Genomic DNA, 16,949 nt, shown 5'->3' on the forward strand with positions numbered 1-16,949 from the left:
TGAGAATAAATTACATACCGTGTATATATGTAGAGTTATTTCGAATAAAAAGTCGAACGATTATAAAAGTGAAAACTGTTGTTTTGACAAAAATCCCAATAATCATCTTTTATAATGACAGTAATTAAACTATGCAGGTGGTGTTAAAAATATGCCTAAAGCAGGAAGGAATACTATGAATACAAGTGCATTGGCAATGAATGAGAGTCAGCTTGGAGCAGTAAAGTGGACGAGTAAGTTGCGAATGAAGTTTGAGCAGGTTTTCTTTAGATGGGGATTTATTATTGTTGTTATTGGTTTTCTTTTGGGACGAGCGTATATATTAACAAACATTTTACCGTTTGCACTGCCGTTTTTTGCTGCTGTTTATGTTATGAAGCGGGATAAAATGCCGCTCGCGTTCTTGGCTCTTATGGGGGGCGCACTTTCAGTTTCGATAGATAATTTATTCTTTACCTTTGCATCTATTTTTACTTTCTTCATTTATAATATCTTCTTTAGTCGGTTTACACGTAAAACTGTTGGACTTGTTCCATTCCAAGTATTTATCTCCGCATTAACCGCACATTTAGTTGTCGTATATTTCGCGCAACAAACTGTCACCATGTACGATTTACTCGTTAGTACGATTGAGGCAGGGCTTAGCTTCGTATTAACTATGATATTTTTACAAAGTGTTCCGCTTTTAGTAGAACGAAAAGGTAAACAACAAGCGCTAGAGACAGAAGAAATTGTTTGTTTAATTATATTACTAGCATCTGTTTTAACAGGTACAACAGATTGGTTTGTATATGACGCTTCTATTCAACATATTTTTACTAGGTATTTAGTGCTCGTGTTTGCATTTATCGCGGGGGCTGCTACAGGATCTACAGTGGGGGTGGTCACTGGATTAATATTAAGTTTAGCCAATGTCTCCAGTTTGTCTCAACTTAGTCTACTTGCTTTTTCTGGGTTGCTTGGTGGTTTGTTAAAAGAAGGGAAGCGTTTAGGTGTTAGTTTAGGTTTATTAATTGGGACGAGCTTGATTACGCTATATGTAGACAAGCAAACAAACATTGTGACAACTTTAATTGAATCTGGTGTGGCGATTGTGTTCTTCTTATTAACACCGAAACTTGTTATGGATCGTATTGCTAAATTCATGCCAGGCACACAGGAACATTCACAAGATCAACAACAGTATTTAAGAAGGATGCGTGATGTTACAGCGAATAAAATTAATCAATTTGCCAATGTATTTGCTGCTTTATCTAATAGCTTTTCTGTATATGGATATGTGGAGGAGGAAGATAAAGAGACAGAAGCGGATTTGTTCTTAAGTACAATTACTGCAAAAACATGTCAAACATGCTTTAAAAAGGACCAATGCTGGGTAGTTAATTTCGACAAAACGTACGATTATATGAAACAAATAATGAGTGAAACGGAAGAGGGGACGTTGCAGCATAATCGGAAGTTAGTTCGTGAATGGGACAAGCATTGTGTGAGAGGGAAGAAAGTGACGGATTTAGTAGCGGGTGAATTAGATCACTTCTATGAAGGACAAAAATTACGAAAACAAATGAAAGAAAACCGTAGAATAGTAGCGGAGCAACTATTAGGTGTATCAAAAGTTATGGAGGATTTTGCTAAGGAGATCCAAAGAGAACGAGAAAATCATCAAGTGCAGGAAGAACAGATTATGCAAGCGTTTCGTGATTTTGGCGTAGAAGTAGAGCATGTTGATATATATTGTTTAGATAGAGGAAGTATTGATATTGAAATGTTGATTCCGGTTGCATCTAATGAACATGGAGAATGTGAAAAGTTAGTTGCGCCGATGCTTTCTGATATTCTAAAGGAAAATATTGTTGTTAAACATGAAGAAAAATCTTCTTATCCGAACGGCCACAGCTTAATATCATTTGGTTCAGCAAAAACGTATTCTCTTGATACTGGGTTGGCCACAGCTGCAAAAGGCGGTGGGTTTGTTTCTGGTGACTCTTATGCGATGATGGATTTGAGTGTTGGTAAATATGCGCTTGCAATTAGTGATGGTATGGGAAATGGGCAAAGAGCTCATATGGAGAGTAAAGAAACGGTGAAATTATTACAAAAAATACTTCAATCAGGCATTGATGAGGAAATAGCGATTAAATCTATCAATTCTATTCTTTCTTTAAGAACAACAGAAGAGATGTTTACGACGTTAGATTTAGCTATGGTGGATTTACGGGATGCGAGTGCGAAATTTTTAAAGATTGGATCGACGCCGAGTTTTGTTAAACGCGCGAATAATATTTTGAAAATTGAGGCGAGTAATTTACCGATGGGGATTATTGAGGATGTTGAAGTTGATGTAGTAGGTGAACAATTAAAAACGGGCGATATCCTTATTATGATGAGCGATGGGATTTTCGAAGGAGCGCAACATGTAGAGAATCACGAGCTATGGATGAAACGAAAAATTAAAGAATTACAAACCGAAGATCCGCAAGAAATTGCTGATATCATTATGGAAGAGGTGATTCGCTCTTGTGATGGTTATATAAATGACGATATGACTATCGTTGTGGCGAAAGTGAAGAAAAATATGCCGAAGTGGGCTACGATTCCAATTGTAGGAATGCAGGCACAATAAATTTTAAGTGTGATGTTTCTTTATCACTGTTTCTTTCTAAAAACCTAGGTGGATGCCTAGGTTTTTTTACTTTAAAAGATAATGTTATTATTTTTGTGAATATGTACGGATGATGTAAGATAAAAATGTGATTTTTGTATATCTTTTTTTTGCACAATGTTTGTAAAAGTTGTACCATTATAAACAAGGTAACTAACGTTGCTGTTCTTGTTTAATGAAAGGTGATTACGAAGTTGAAAGATACATTTGTTGAAAAGGTAGATGACTTTGTAAAGCAGCATGATGTATTAAAGGAACGTTCAACAATTGTTGTAGGGGTTTCTGGTGGTCCTGACTCTTTGGCTCTTCTATATTATTTGTTAGAAAAAAGAGCAGCAAAACAGTTTGAAATTGTAGTGGCACATGTGGATCATATGTTTAGAGGTGATGAATCTCATGAGGACCTACAGTTTGTGCAGGACCTTTGTAAAGGGCTGGGAGTTATTTGCGAAACGATAAGGATTAATGTGTCGCAATATCAACAGCAACACGGAATGAATGCACAGGTTGCTGCTAGAGAATGCAGATATGCATTTTTGGAAAGAATAATGAAGAAATATGATGCGAGATATGTAGCTCTTGGACATCATGGTGATGATCAAGTAGAGACGATTTTAATGCGCCTTGTACGAGGGAGTACTCCGAAAGGATATGCAGGAATTGCAGTGAAGCGTCCTTTTCATAATGGATATTTAATTAGGCCGTTACTTGGAGTAACGAAGGAAGAGATTGTTGATTACTGTAATAAGCTAAAAATAATTCCCCGTATAGATCCAAGTAATAAAAAGGAAGTATATACAAGGAATCGATTACGTAAATATGTTCTTCCTCATTTGAAAGAAGAAAATTCACAAGTGCATGAGAAATTCCAAAAATTTAGCATGCAAATGCAAGAGGATGAGGCGTATTTGCAGGAATTAGCTTTTGAGAAAATGAATAAAGTAATTACAAAAAAAAGTGATAAACAAATTAGCTTATCAATTCCTGCCTTTGAATCCATGTCTATGTCTTTACAAAGAAGAGGGATTCAACTAATATTAAACTATCTTTATGAATATAAGATTCCATCTTCTCTTTCCTCTATACATATTGACAAAGTGATTGAGTTTTTTAAGCGGACACAACCTTCGGGTTCACTTGATTTTCCAGGTGATTTAAAAATTGTTCGCGCATACGAAGAGTGCAGCTTTGGATTTAAACAAGGAATTGTTTCTCCTTTTTTACAAGATTTATCAGTGCCCGGGACAATTATGCTATCGAACGGGGATAAGCTTGTAACAGAGGTGAGCGAAGACATACCAAGTAACATGAATGAAACAGTATTTGTTGCTAAGTATAATGATATATCATATCCACTTCGTATTCGTTCTAGAGAAAATGGAGATCGCATGTCAATACAAGGTATGAATGGCACAAAAAAGATAAAAGCTATCTTTATCGAAGCGAAAGTACCAAGAGAAAAAAGAGAAGAATGGCCGGTCGTTTGTGATGCAAGTGGGAATATTATTTGGGTACCCTTGTTGAAGCGATCTGCATTTGCTATCTCGAAAGAGACGGCAAAGAAGGATAAATATATGATTATTCACTACAAAAGCAAGGAGTCTTCCGGGAGGATAATGAAATGATGAATCAAGATATCGAAAAAGTATTAATTTCTGAAGAACAAATACAAGAAAAGGTGCTCGAATTAGGCGCAATTATTGCAGAGGATTATAAAAACACAGTACCTCTTGCGATTGGCGTATTAAAGGGCGCGATGCCATTCATGGCAGATTTATTAAAGAGAACAGATACATATCTTGAAATGGACTTTATGGCTGTATCTAGTTATGGTCACTCTACCGTTTCAACAGGCGAAGTGAAAATTTTAAAAGACCTTGATACTTCTGTAGAAGGTCGCGATATTTTAATCGTTGAAGATATTATTGATAGCGGTCTTACGCTAAGTTACTTAGTAGACCTATTTAAATATCGTAAAGCGAAGTCTGTAAAAATTGTTACGTTATTAGATAAGCCGACAGGCCGCAAGGTAGATTTGAAAGCGGATTATGTTGGATTTACTGTTCCGCATGAATTTGTTGTAGGATATGGATTAGATTATAAAGAGCAGTACCGTAATCTTCCTTATGTAGGAGTATTAAAACCAAGCGTTTACTCAAATTAATTAAATACAGGCGTTACAATTGTATAGGAAAGTTTTTCTATGTTACGATTTACAATAGTGTTTATGCCGTGAGAGGAGGTTAGGAATGAATCGTATCTTCCGTAATACCATCTTTTATTTACTGATATTCCTAGTAGTAATTGGAATCGTGAGCTATTTTAATGGTTCGACGCAAAAAACGACATCAGTTAGCTACGATAAATTCATTACTAAACTAGAAAAAGGTGAAGTGCGTAATGTGCAACTTCAACCGAAAAATGGTGTATTTGAGGTAAAAGGACAATTTAACAACTCTAGCCAAGGAGAACAATTTGTTACTTATGCACCAAATACTGAGGAATTACAAAAGAAAATTAATGACAAAGCGCAAGGTGCTGAAGTTAAGTATCAACCAGCAGAAGAAACAAGTGCTTGGGTAACGTTCTTTACTTCTATCATTCCGTTTGTCATTATCTTCATTTTATTCTTCTTCTTATTAAACCAGGCTCAGGGCGGCGGTAGCCGTGTTATGAACTTCGGGAAAAGTAAGGCGAAGTTATATAATGACGAAAAGAAAAAAGTTCGTTTCAGAGATGTTGCTGGAGCGGATGAAGAGAAACAAGAGCTTGTTGAGGTAGTTGAATTCTTGAAAGATCCTCGTAAGTTCGCTGAAGTTGGTGCTCGTATTCCGAAGGGTGTTCTATTAGTAGGACCTCCAGGTACAGGTAAAACTTTACTAGCACGTGCCGTTGCAGGTGAGGCTGGCGTTCCATTCTTCTCTATCAGTGGTTCTGATTTCGTAGAGATGTTCGTTGGTGTCGGTGCATCACGTGTACGTGATTTATTCGAAAATGCAAAGAAAAATGCTCCTTGTATCATTTTCATTGATGAAATTGATGCAGTAGGACGTCAACGTGGCGCAGGTCTTGGTGGTGGCCATGATGAGCGTGAGCAAACGTTGAACCAATTACTTGTTGAAATGGATGGATTCGGTGCAAACGAAGGTATTATTATCATTGCTGCAACAAACCGTCCCGATATTCTTGATCCAGCGTTATTACGTCCAGGTCGTTTTGACCGTCAAATTACAGTAGATCGTCCAGATGTAAATGGCCGTGAAGCTGTACTGAAAGTACATGCTCGTAATAAACCGCTTGATGATCATATCAACTTAAGAGCAATTGCAACTCGTACACCAGGGTTCTCTGGTGCTGATCTTGAAAACTTATTAAACGAAGCTGCTTTAGTAGCTGCGCGTCAAGATAAGAAGAAAATTGATATGAGTGACATTGATGAAGCAACGGATCGTGTTATTGCAGGTCCTGCTAAGAAAAGTCGTGTTATCTCTGAAAAAGAACGTAATATCGTTGCATTCCATGAAGCTGGCCATACTGTAATTGGTGTTGTCCTTGATGAAGCAGATATCGTTCATAAAGTAACAATTGTCCCTCGTGGTCAAGCTGGTGGATATGCAGTGATGCTTCCGAAAGAAGATCGTTACTTCATGACAAAACCAGAGTTACTTGATAAAATCACTGGTTTACTTGGTGGTCGAGTAGCTGAAGAGATTGTGTTTGGTGAAGCAAGCACAGGTGCTCACAACGACTTCCAACGTGCGACTGGTATTGCAAGACGTATGGTTACGGAATTCGGTATGAGTGATAAGCTTGGACCAATGCAATTCGGTAGCTCACAAGGTGGTCAAGTGTTCTTAGGAAGAGACTTCCATTCAGAACAAAACTACAGTGATGCAATTGCACATGAAATCGATGTGGAAATGCAAACTATTATAAAAGAATGTTATGCTCGCGCGCACCAAATTCTTACTGAAAAACGTGATAAGCTAGATATTATTGCGAAAACGTTACTTGAAGTAGAAACGTTAGATGCAGAGCAAATCAATCATTTATATGATTACGGCAGATTGCCAGAGCGTCCAACATCTTCAGATGATGTGAAAGTAAACATCAATATGAAGAAGGACGATGAAGAATCAGAAGATAAGTAAGAGATGAAGGAGTGACGATGGTCACTCCTTTTTTTATTTGTGGAACGAAATGAAGTAGAAAAAGAATTTAAATAAATTGGGTATTAAAAATTGAAATAGAGCGTAATCTTTTTGTAAAATGATGAGGATAGAAAAGCTGATTATATAAGTATGTGTGATATGATGTTTTTATAAGTTTTATACATACTGCACAAATATAGATTAAATAAGATAAGTGGTGAGAATATGATTTTTGTATTGGATGTAGGGAACACAAATGCTGTACTAGGCGTGTTTGAAGAGGGGGAACTTCGTCAACACTGGCGCATGGAAACAGATCGTCATAAGACAGAAGATGAATATGGAATGCTTGTCAAGCAGTTGCTTGAGCATGAAGGTCTTTCGTTTGAAGATGTGAAAGGTATTATCGTGTCTTCAGTCGTACCACCAATTATGTTTGCTTTAGAGCGCATGTGTGAAAAGTATTTTAAAATTAAACCGCTTGTAGTAGGTCCTGGAATAAAAACAGGGCTAAATATTAAATATGAAAATCCACGTGAAGTAGGCGCGGACCGAATTGTAAATGCGGTAGCAGGAATCCACTTGTATGGAAGTCCGCTTATTATTGTCGATTTCGGTACGGCTACTACATATTGTTATATTAACGAAGAAAAGCATTATATGGGTGGAGTTATTACGCCGGGAATTATGATTTCAGCAGAGGCTTTATATAGTAGAGCGGCAAAACTTCCTCGTATTGAAATTACAAAACCAAGCAGTGTTGTTGGAAAGAATACGGTAAGTGCAATGCAATCTGGTATTCTTTATGGTTATGTTGGACAAGTGGAAGGTATTGTTAAGCGTATGAAAGAGGAAGCTAAACAAGAACCGAAAGTTATTGCAACAGGTGGATTAGCGAAATTAATTTCAGAAGAATCGAATGTAATTGACGTTGTAGATCCATTTTTAACATTAAAGGGTTTGTATATGTTATACGAGCGTAATGCAAATTTACAGCATGAGAAAGGTGAATAAATGAGTATGAAAGATTATTTAGTAAAAGCGTTAGCGTTTGATGGGGAAGTGCGTGCATATAGTGTACGTACTACAAACACAGTAAGTGAGGCGCAAAGACGTCATGATACATGGAGAACAGCTTCAGCGGCACTTGGTCGTTCTTTAACTGCAGGTACAATGATGGGCGCGATGTTAAAAGGTGACCAAAAGTTAACGATTAAGGTAGAAGGTAATGGTCCGATTGGTCCCATCTTAGTAGATGCTCATGCAAATGGGGATGTACGTGGTTATGTAACGAATCCACATGTTGATTTTGAAGGAACGGAACAAGGAAAATTACGTGTATATCAAGCGGTAGGTACTGAGGGATTTGTAACAGTAATTAAAGATATTGGTATGCGTGAGCCGTTTATTGGTCAATCTCCAATTGTTTCAGGAGAATTAGGGGAAGACTTCACGTATTATTTTGCAGTTTCTGAGCAAACACCTTCTTCTGTAGGAGTTGGTGTTCTTGTAAATGGAGATGACAGCGTATTAGCGGCAGGTGGATTTATCCTTCAAATTATGCCAGGTGCACAGGAAGAAACAATTTCATTCATCGAAGATCGTTTGCAAAAAATTCCTCCTGTATCAACGTTAATCGAACAAGGGCTTTCTCCAGAAGAGTTACTGTATGCAGTTCTTGGAGAAGATAAAGTAAAAGTATTAGAAGTGATGGATGTTCAATTTAATTGCACATGCTCACGCGAACGTATTGAGAGTGTGTTAATTAGTTTGGGTAAAACAGAGTTAGAGCAAATTCGCGAAGAAGAAGAAGAGACAGAAGTTCATTGTCATTTCTGTAATGAGCGATACAAGTTTTCTAAAGAAGATATTACAAATTTAATTGAGAGTTTGTCATAAGGGAAGTGAGGGAATCCATCCTCTAAATAGATTGACAAACAGGGAATTTTCTGACAAAATCGAAATATAGATAAAACCAATAAAAATACTCGGTGTTAGGAGTGACAGGAATGCGAGTGGCACAATCAGTTTCAGAATTAATCGGGAAAACGCCGATCGTTAAGTTGAACCGCATCGTAGAATCAAACAGCGCAGATATATACTTAAAATTAGAATTTATGAATCCAGGGAGCAGTGTTAAAGATCGTATTGCATTAGCTATGATTGAAGATGCTGAAAAAAAAGGATTATTAAAAGAAGGCGATACAATCATTGAGCCAACAAGTGGTAACACAGGAATTGGTTTAGCGATGGTAGCGGCCGCTAAAGGATATAAGGCAATTTTAGTAATGCCAGAAACAATGAGTATTGAGCGTCGTAATTTATTACGTGCTTACGGTGCAGAATTAGTATTGACTCCAGGACCTGAAGGAATGGGTGGAGCGATTCGTCAAGCGACTGAATTAGCAAAAGAGCATGGCTACTTTATACCACAACAGTTCAAAAATCAATCAAATCCAGAAATTCATCGTTTAACAACAGGGCCAGAAATTGTTGAACAAATGGGTGAACAATTAGATGCGTTTATTGCAGGTATTGGTACAGGTGGAACGATTACTGGTGCTGGTGAAGTACTGAAGGAAGCGTATAAAGATATTAAAATTTATGCAGTAGAACCTGCGGATTCACCAGTACTATCTGGTGGGAAACCGGGTCCACATAAAATCCAAGGAATTGGGGCGGGATTCATCCCAGAGACATTGGATGTAGAGGTATATGATGAAATTGTTCAAGTAAAAGCAGAGCAAGCATTTGAATATGCAAGAAGAGTGGCTAAAGAGGAAGGTATTTTAGTGGGTATCTCTTCTGGAGCAGTTATTTATGCAGCAACAGAAATTGCGAAAAAGTTAGGTAAAGGGAAAAAGGTACTTGTTATTATCCCAAGTAACGGTGAACGTTATTTAAGTACACCGCTTTATCAATTTGAGTCTTAATTATATGTGATTGAAAAAGCATCCTTGAAAAGGATGCTTTTTCTTTTTGGATTGGAAATAGGAAAAGAGTGAATGACTAGAAAACTTCATGTAAAATAAGAGGTAGTATAATTAATTTATTTTCACTAGCCTTCGAGTATAACCACTTTATATACATAACGAATGTAGTTTGAGGTGGTTAATCTAAGAGGGTGGGATAAAAGAAGACGGGGTGTTGATATGCAACGAAGAAAATCTTTAGCGCTTTCTATTCCATATCAGTTAGATTTCTTTAAGCAGTATAAATTTCTTTCTAAGGATAAACCGCAACATATTTTGTTAGAGAGTGGACGTGGCGGTCGTTATAACATTGTGGGGTTGAACCCAGTAGCGGTAATCCGAGGGAAGGGTGAAACGTTACATATAAGCGAAAGTGGTAAGGAAACAATAAAACAAGGAAACCCATTAGATTTAATGCAGGAATATATGGAGCGATGGAAAACGGACTATAATCCGGAATACCCTCCATTTCAAGGTGGTGCAATTGGTTACTTTAGTTATGATTGCATCCGTTATATTGAAAAACTCCCTTCCCTTGCGGAAGATGACATTAATATACCTGATATATTCTTTTTATTATTTGATGATGTGTTTGTTTATGATCAAAAAGAAAAAGTATTATGGATTATTACACATTATGTAGATAAGCATGAAGAGGCAAAAGAGCGATTAAATGAATGGAAGATTCTTTGGGCGACAGAAGCGCCAGAAGTGAATATACCTTTTGCGTGCCCTGAAGAGAAAAGTGAAACAGTTGCTTTTACAGAAGAAAGCTTTATGAAGGCGGTTGAATGTATTCAAGAATATATTGGAGCTGGTGATGTGTTCCAAGTAAACTTGTCGACAAGGCAAGAAAGAACGTTACAAACACACCCACTCGAAATTTATACAAGTCTTCGTGAAATTAATCCATCTCCATATATGGGTTACTTGGAGCTCGGGGATTTTCAAATTGTTAGTGGATCGCCAGAGTTGCTAATTAAGAAAGAGGGAACCGAAGTAAGTACAAGACCGATTGCTGGAACGAGATCTAGAGGGGCGAATGAGCAAGAGGATGAAGAATTAGCAAAAGAATTAATTGAGAACGAAAAAGAAAGAGCAGAGCACGTCATGCTTGTGGATTTAGAACGAAATGATTTAGGGCGTGTTTGTAAATATGGCACTGTAGAAGTAGATGAATTTATGGTAATTGAGAAATACTCACATGTTATGCATATTGTTTCTAATGTGCGTGGTGAGGTGGAAGAAGATAAAGATGCTTTTGATTTAGTGAAGGCTGTATTCCCTGGGGGAACAATTACTGGTGCCCCGAAAATACGTACGATGGAAATTATTGAAGAATTAGAACCTGTTCGCCGAGGGATTTATACAGGTTCAATCGGGTGGATCGGTTATTCTGGAGATACAGAATTGAATATTGTAATTAGAACACTGCTTGCTAAAGATGGAAAAGCACATGTACAAGCAGGAGCAGGAATTGTAATTGATTCGAATCCGGAAAATGAATATAAAGAGTCGTTAAAAAAGGCGATTGCTTTATGGCGTGCAAAAGAACGTAGCGAAGAAACGGTTAGGTGAGAGAAATGATATTAATGATTGATAATTATGATTCTTTTACATTTAATTTAGTGCAGTTTCTTGGAGAACTTGGACAAGAGCTTGTTGTTAAACGTAACGATGAAGTGACTATTTCAGATGTTGAGAATATGAAACCAGACTTTTTAATGATTTCGCCAGGTCCGTGTAGTCCTAATGAAGCGGGTATTAGTATGGAGGTTATTCAATACTTTGCTGGAAAGATTCCGATTTTTGGGGTTTGTCTTGGACATCAATCTATTGCACAAGTGTTTGGTGGAGAGGTTATACGTGCGGAGCGCTTAATGCATGGGAAAACGTCGCTTATGCATCATGACGGAAAGACGATTTTTTCGGATATCCCTAATCCGTTTACTGCGACACGTTATCATTCCCTTATCGTTAAGAAAGAGACGTTACCTGATTGCTTAGAGGTAACATCTTGGACAGAAGAAGGGGAAATTATGGCGCTCCGTCATACAACATTACCGATTGAAGGTGTACAGTTCCATCCGGAATCAATTATGACTTCCCACGGAAAAGAGTTGTTGCAGAATTTCATTCGTAAATACAGTCCAAGTGTGACATCATGTTAATTTACTTAAATGGTGAGTATGTAGAAGCAAGTGAAGCGAGAATTTCTCCTTATGATCATGGTTATTTATATGGTCTTGGAGTTTTTGAGACGTTTCGTATTTATAATGGTCATCCTTTCTTATTGGATGATCATTATGACCGTTTAATAGATGCGCTGGATACATTGCAAATTAAATGGACAATGACGAAAGATGAAGTACTGCTTATTTTGAAGAATTTACTCGTTAAGAATGAATTAGAGCATGCATATGTACGTTTTAATGTATCAGCGGGTATAGATGAAATTGGATTGCAAACGAAAATGTATGAAGAGCCGTCTGTTATTGTTTTTATAAAACCTTTAGCAGCCCCTGAAGATGTAGTAGAAAAAGAAGGGGTTGTTTTAAAGCAAGTGCGAAATACACCAGAGGGTGCGTCTCGCTTAAAGTCTCATCATTATTTAAATAACATTTTAGGGAAACGTGAAATTGGAAATGTTGTGAATAAGGAAGGTATTTTTCTTACTGAAACAGGTTATGTTGCAGAGGGTATTGTTTCGAATCTCTTTTTCGTGAAAGGTGATATTTTGTATACACCTTCGTTAAAAACGGGGATTTTAAATGGTATCACTCGTGCGTTTATTATAAAGGTTGCTGAAGGGTTGGGCATCGAAGTAAAGGAAGGTTTCTTTACAAAAGATGAATTACTTTCCGCTGATGAAGTTTTCGTAACAAACTCGATTCAAGAAATTGTTCCACTTTATCATATAGAGGGGCGAGATTTCCCGGGTAAAGTAGGTGTGGTTACAAAAAGGTTTATGAATCTTTACGAAATGCAGAGAGAGAAATTGTGGAGCAGAAATGAATTGTGAAGAGGAGATGTGTAGTTTGAAGTGGGATTATGATTTGCGCTGCGGCGAATATACATTGAACTTAAATGAAAAAACTTTAATTATGGGGATTTTAAATGTAACACCAGATTCGTTTTCCGATGGTGGGAGTTACAACGAGGTAGAGGCTGCGGTGCGCCATGCGAAAGAAATGCGAGATGAAGGTGCTCATATTATTGATATCGGCGGTGAATCTACTCGCCCGGGTTTTGCTAAAGTATCAGTGGAAGAAGAAATCAAGCGAGTTGTTCCGATGATTCAGGCGGTTGCAAAAGAAGTGAAATTGCCTATTTCTATCGACACGTATAAAGCTGAAGTTGCAAAACAAGCAATCGAAGCTGGCGCTCATATTATTAATGACGTTTGGGGAGCGAAGGCGGAACCAAAAATCGCTGAAGTTGCAGCTCATTACGATGTACCTATTATCTTGATGCACAATCGCGATAACATGAATTACCGCAATTTAATGGCTGATATGATTGCTGATTTATATGACAGTATTAAAATTGCTAAAGATGCTGGTGTGCGAGATGAGAATATCATTTTAGACCCAGGCATCGGTTTTGCTAAAACACCTGAACAAAATTTAGAAGCGATGCGTAATTTAGAACAGTTAAACGTACTGGGTTATCCGGTTCTCTTAGGTACTTCAAGAAAGTCCTTTATTGGACATGTGTTAGATTTACCGGTAGAGGAACGTCTTGAGGGAACGGGAGCTACCGTTTGTCTCGGCATTGAAAAGGGCTGTGAGTTTGTTCGTGTTCATGATGTGAAGGAAATGACACGTATGGCTAAGATGATGGATGCGATGATTGGTAAGGGGGTAAAGTAATTGGATAAAATTTATGTTCATGATATGGAGTTTTACGGTTATCATGGTGTATTCCCAGAGGAAAATAAATTGGGTCAGAGATTTAAAGTGGACTTAACGGTGGAGTTGGATTTGAAACAGGCAGGAGAAAGTGATGACTTAGAGCATTCTGTCAATTATGGAGAGCTTTTCGAGTTATGTAGAAAAGTTGTTGAAGATAGAACGTATAAGCTTGTAGAGAGTATCGCTGAAAATATTGCTGCAGATATATTGAAACGATATGAGAGTATTTTCCGTTGTACAATTAAAGTAATTAAACCAGATCCGCCGATACCTGGACATTATCGTGCTGTAGCAGTGGAAATTACGAGAGAACGTCCATGAATAATATAGCTTACATTGCATTAGGTTCAAATATCGGAGAACGTTATACGTATTTAACTGAAGCGATTCAGTTTTTAAACAAAAACCCGTATATCCAAGTTAACGATATTTCATCTATATATGAAACAGAGCCAGTTGGCTATACTGACCAAAGTTGCTTTTTAAATTTAGTTATAAAAATTTCTACCAATTTATCACCGCAAGAATTATTGAAAATTACACAAAGAGTAGAGAATGATTTAGGAAGAAAAAGGGAAATTAGATGGGGTCCGAGGACCATCGACCTTGACATTTTACTATATAATCAAGAAAATATTGAAGCAGAGAATCTTATTGTTCCGCATCCGCGGATGTTCGAAAGAGCTTTTGTTATCGTTCCGTTGTTAGAGATTAATCAAGATATAAAACAAAACATTTCACGTTCACAAGTAGAAGAAATGAAAAGGCGAGAGGGAGTAACGGTATGGAAGCAGAAAAATGGGGAAGACGTATTCGTGCTTTTCGAAAGCTGAAAGGTTATACACAAGAAGGTTTTGCGAAAGAGTTAGGGGTATCTGTATCTGTTTTAGGTGAAGTTGAGAGAGGGAATCGATCGCCTTCCCAAGATTTTGTAGTGGAAGTTGCTAAGGCATTAAAGGTTTCAGTGGAGGAATTAATGCCGAAGTGACTATGAAGGAAGGAGTAAGTCGAGTGTTAAAGATTGCAAACATTGAGATGAAAAACCCGGTTGTATTAGCACCGATGGCGGGAGTGTGTAACTCTGCATTCCGTTTGACAGTAAAAGAATTTGGTGCAGGTTTAGTTTGTGCTGAAATGGTAAGTGATAAAGCGATATTACTTAATAACAAAAGAACATTAGATATGTTATATATTGATGAAAGAGAAAAGCCATTAAGTTTACAAATTTTTGGTGGAGAGAAAGAAACTCTTGTAGATGCTGCGAAATACGTAGATAAATATACGACAGCAGACATTATTGATATTAATATGGGTTGCCCAGTACCAAAAATCATTAAGTGTGATGCGGGAGCAAAGTGGCTTTTAGACCCAAATAAAATATATGAAATGGTAGCGGCAGTTGTAGATGCTGTTGAAAAGCCGGTTACAGTTAAGATGCGTATTGGTTGGGATGCAGATCATATTTTTGCAATTGAGAATGCAAAAGCTGTTGAGCGTGCTGGCGGACAAGCAGTAGCAGTTCATGGACGTACACGAGTACAAATGTATGAAGGGAAAGCGGATTGGGATATTATTAAACAAGTAAAGCAAGCTGTAAATATCCCGGTTATCGGAAATGGTGATGTCGAAACGCCACAAGATGCAAAGCGTATGCTTGATGAAATTGGTGTAGACGGTGTTATGATTGGTCGCGCTGCCCTTGGGGACCCGTGGATGATTTATCGTACGGTAAAGTATTTGGAAACAGGTGAATTAATGCCGGAACCGACAGTGCGTGAGAAAATTGACGTATGTATGTTGCATCTAGATCGTCTTATCGATTTAAAGAACGAAATTGTCGCTGTAAGAGAGATGAGAAAGCATGCAGCTTGGTATTTAAAGGGTGTTCGTGGTAATGCAACTGTACGTAATGGTATCAATGCTTGTAATACGCGTGAGGACCTTGCGGATGTATTAGGTGCATTTGTAGAAGAAGTAGAAGCGAAACAACAAACAATTCACGTTGGTTAATAATAGATAGGGAAGATTGACATTCTTCTATACACTTCCTATAATTACGTGAAAGAAAGAAGAACTGCCAGCTAGTTGCTGGCAGTTTTTCTAGTTGAGTAGAAAATGCTATACTGTATATATTGTAAAAATTAATAGAGCTGGAGTGATATCAATACCATGGATAACATGAACCACGAAGAATTAAACGACCAATTGCTTGTTCGTCGTGAAAAGTTACATAACTTACGTGAGCAAGGAATCGATCCGTTCGGTAAACGATTTGAACGTACAAATGCAACAAATGACTTATTAAGCTTATATGGAGAGTTCTCTAAAGAAGAATTAGAAGAGAAAGAAATCTCTGTTTCTATCGCTGGTCGTATTATGACAAAACGCGGTAAAGGAAAAGCTGGATTTGCACATATTCAAGATTTACATGGACAAGTTCAAATTTATGTTCGTAAAGATGCTGTTGGAGATGAAGAGTACGAATTATTTAAAACAGCAGATTTAGGTGATTTAGTAGGTATTGAAGGTAAAGTGTTCAAAACGAACGTTGGAGAACTTTCGGTGAAAGCAACGGGCTTTACACTATTAACGAAATCTCTTCGTCCATTACCGGATAAATATCATGGATTAAAAGATGTTGAACAACGCTACCGTCAACGTTACTTAGACTTAATCACAAGTATGGAAAGCCGTGAAACATTCGTTACTCGCAGTAAAATCATTCGTGAAATGAGAAGATACTTAGATGACAATGGTTATCTTGAAGTGGAAACACCTATGATGCATGCAATTGCAGGTGGAGCTTCTGCGCGTCCTTTCATTACGCACCATAATGCGTTAGATATGGAATTATACATGCGTATCGCAATTGAACTTCATTTAAAACGCCTTATTGTGGGTGGATTAGAAAAAGTTTATGAAATCGGTCGTGTATTCCGTAATGAGGGTGTATCAACTCGTCATAATCCAGAGTTTACAATGATTGAATTATATGAAGCGTATGCTGATTATAAAGATATTATGAAACTAACAGAAAATATGGTTGCTCATATTGCGAAGCAAGTACTAGGTACAACAACAATCCAATATGGTGATTATGAAATTAATCTAGAACCAGAATGGACACGTCTTCATATGGTAGATGCAATCAAGGAACATTCAGGAGCAGATTTCTGGAATCCAATGAGTGTAGAAGAAGCGCGTAAACTTGCAAAAGAACATAATGTAGGTATTAAGGATACGATGGAAG

The 16,949-nt window shown here is 37.4% G+C and carries 16 protein-coding genes (1 of these 16 running past the window's edge); all 16 read left to right on the forward strand.

Translation table 11 applies throughout. The features are described 5' to 3' along the window. The first annotated feature begins 151 nt into the window (after positions 1 to 151). Entirely contained in the window at positions 152 to 2,623 is a 2,472-nt protein-coding gene (gene spoIIE, locus NHG49_RS00350) for a stage II sporulation protein E (RefSeq protein WP_064475159.1), read from the forward strand. Between the two features lie 233 nt (positions 2,624 to 2,856). Continuing rightward, entirely contained in the window at positions 2,857 to 4,287 is a 1,431-nt protein-coding gene (tilS, locus tag NHG49_RS00355; protein WP_240369112.1) for a tRNA lysidine(34) synthetase TilS, read from the forward strand. Then, positions 4,284 to 4,826 carry a hypoxanthine phosphoribosyltransferase gene (gene hpt / locus NHG49_RS00360; RefSeq protein WP_000981838.1) on the forward strand — a complete coding sequence of 181 codons (543 nt, stop codon included), beginning with the start codon at positions 4,284 to 4,286 and terminating at the stop codon, positions 4,824 to 4,826. Before tilS ends, hpt begins: the two co-directional genes overlap by 4 nt. A gap of 85 nt (positions 4,827 to 4,911) precedes the next feature. Next, positions 4,912 to 6,813 (forward strand): ATP-dependent zinc metalloprotease FtsH, encoded by a 1,902-nt coding sequence (gene ftsH, locus NHG49_RS00365; protein ID WP_016085296.1) that lies wholly within the window; start codon positions 4,912 to 4,914, stop codon positions 6,811 to 6,813. Between the two features lie 225 nt (positions 6,814 to 7,038). After that, on the forward strand, positions 7,039 to 7,827 hold the full coding sequence (locus NHG49_RS00370) for a type III pantothenate kinase (RefSeq protein WP_000578367.1): 789 nt from the start codon (positions 7,039 to 7,041) through the stop codon (positions 7,825 to 7,827). 6 nt (positions 7,828 to 7,833) lie between these two features. Then, on the forward strand, positions 7,834 to 8,712 hold the full coding sequence (gene hslO / locus NHG49_RS00375) for a redox-regulated molecular chaperone HslO (RefSeq protein ID WP_088047084.1): 879 nt from the start codon (positions 7,834 to 7,836) through the stop codon (positions 8,710 to 8,712). Positions 8,713 to 8,822: 110 nt separating this feature from the next. Further along, positions 8,823 to 9,746: a cysteine synthase A gene (gene cysK, locus NHG49_RS00380; protein ID WP_064475161.1), complete on the forward strand. Its 924-nt coding sequence runs from the start codon at positions 8,823 to 8,825 to the stop codon at positions 9,744 to 9,746. Between the two features lie 219 nt (positions 9,747 to 9,965). Continuing rightward, positions 9,966 to 11,363, forward strand: a complete 1,398-nt coding sequence (gene pabB, locus NHG49_RS00385; protein WP_087979110.1) for an aminodeoxychorismate synthase component I — start codon at positions 9,966 to 9,968, stop codon at positions 11,361 to 11,363. 5 nt (positions 11,364 to 11,368) lie between these two features. Next, positions 11,369 to 11,956, forward strand: a complete 588-nt coding sequence (pabA, locus tag NHG49_RS00390; RefSeq protein ID WP_064475163.1) for an aminodeoxychorismate/anthranilate synthase component II — start codon at positions 11,369 to 11,371, stop codon at positions 11,954 to 11,956. Then, the gene (gene pabC, locus NHG49_RS00395) at positions 11,950 to 12,807 is read left to right on the forward strand and encodes an aminodeoxychorismate lyase (protein WP_088047082.1); all 858 of its coding nucleotides are present in this window, start codon (positions 11,950 to 11,952) and stop codon (positions 12,805 to 12,807) included. The genes pabA and pabC overlap by 7 nt, the downstream gene beginning before the upstream one ends. Then, positions 12,797 to 13,657 (forward strand): dihydropteroate synthase, encoded by an 861-nt coding sequence (folP, locus tag NHG49_RS00400; protein ID WP_240369113.1) that lies wholly within the window; start codon positions 12,797 to 12,799, stop codon positions 13,655 to 13,657. Before pabC ends, folP begins: the two co-directional genes overlap by 11 nt. Continuing rightward, a complete protein-coding gene (folB, locus tag NHG49_RS00405; protein WP_064475166.1) occupies positions 13,658 to 14,020 on the forward strand; it encodes a dihydroneopterin aldolase in 363 nt (120 codons plus the stop codon). It begins immediately after the preceding gene. Then, entirely contained in the window at positions 14,017 to 14,532 is a 516-nt protein-coding gene (gene folK / locus NHG49_RS00410; protein WP_240369114.1) for a 2-amino-4-hydroxy-6-hydroxymethyldihydropteridine diphosphokinase, read from the forward strand. The genes folB and folK overlap by 4 nt, the downstream gene beginning before the upstream one ends. Continuing rightward, positions 14,484 to 14,687 (forward strand): helix-turn-helix domain-containing protein, encoded by a 204-nt coding sequence (locus tag NHG49_RS00415; protein ID WP_000387029.1) that lies wholly within the window; start codon positions 14,484 to 14,486, stop codon positions 14,685 to 14,687. Before folK ends, NHG49_RS00415 begins: the two co-directional genes overlap by 49 nt. 23 nt (positions 14,688 to 14,710) lie before the next feature. Next, positions 14,711 to 15,709: a tRNA dihydrouridine synthase DusB gene (gene dusB / locus NHG49_RS00420; protein WP_240369115.1), complete on the forward strand. Its 999-nt coding sequence runs from the start codon at positions 14,711 to 14,713 to the stop codon at positions 15,707 to 15,709. A gap of 159 nt (positions 15,710 to 15,868) precedes the next feature. Beyond that, a protein-coding gene (gene lysS / locus NHG49_RS00425; RefSeq protein WP_097864198.1) for a lysine--tRNA ligase crosses the window boundary here: on the forward strand, positions 15,869 to 16,949 show its 5' portion. The gene runs 419 nt beyond the window's last position; 1,081 of the gene's 1,500 nt are visible here — the first part of the coding sequence; its start codon is at positions 15,869 to 15,871; its stop codon lies beyond the right edge, outside the window.

Source organism: Bacillus sp. IBL03825 (genome assembly GCF_024712505.1).
In the GTDB taxonomy this organism is placed as follows: Bacteria; Bacillota; Bacilli; order Bacillales; family Bacillaceae_G; genus Bacillus_A; species Bacillus_A wiedmannii.

Bases quoted from the DNA above. Each gene is read 5' to 3' on its own strand.
- hpt (WP_000981838.1), top strand. From the start codon at position 4,284: ATGATGAATCAAGATATCGAAAAAGTATTAATTTCTGAAGAACAAATA.
- pabB (WP_087979110.1), top strand. From the start codon at position 9,966: ATGCAACGAAGAAAATCTTTAGCGCTTTCTATTCCATATCAGTTAGAT.
- NHG49_RS00370 (WP_000578367.1), top strand. From the start codon at position 7,039: ATGATTTTTGTATTGGATGTAGGGAACACAAATGCTGTACTAGGCGTG.
- folP (WP_240369113.1), top strand. From the start codon at position 12,797: ATGAATTGTGAAGAGGAGATGTGTAGTTTGAAGTGGGATTATGATTTG.
- cysK (WP_064475161.1), top strand. From the start codon at position 8,823: ATGCGAGTGGCACAATCAGTTTCAGAATTAATCGGGAAAACGCCGATC.
- pabA (WP_064475163.1), top strand. From the start codon at position 11,369: ATGATATTAATGATTGATAATTATGATTCTTTTACATTTAATTTAGTG.
- NHG49_RS00415 (WP_000387029.1), top strand. From the start codon at position 14,484: ATGGAAGCAGAAAAATGGGGAAGACGTATTCGTGCTTTTCGAAAGCTG.
- spoIIE (WP_064475159.1), top strand. From the start codon at position 152: ATGCCTAAAGCAGGAAGGAATACTATGAATACAAGTGCATTGGCAATG.
- ftsH (WP_016085296.1), top strand. From the start codon at position 4,912: ATGAATCGTATCTTCCGTAATACCATCTTTTATTTACTGATATTCCTA.
- folK (WP_240369114.1), top strand. From the start codon at position 14,017: ATGAATAATATAGCTTACATTGCATTAGGTTCAAATATCGGAGAACGT.
- pabC (WP_088047082.1), top strand. From the start codon at position 11,950: ATGTTAATTTACTTAAATGGTGAGTATGTAGAAGCAAGTGAAGCGAGA.
- hslO (WP_088047084.1), top strand. From the start codon at position 7,834: ATGAAAGATTATTTAGTAAAAGCGTTAGCGTTTGATGGGGAAGTGCGT.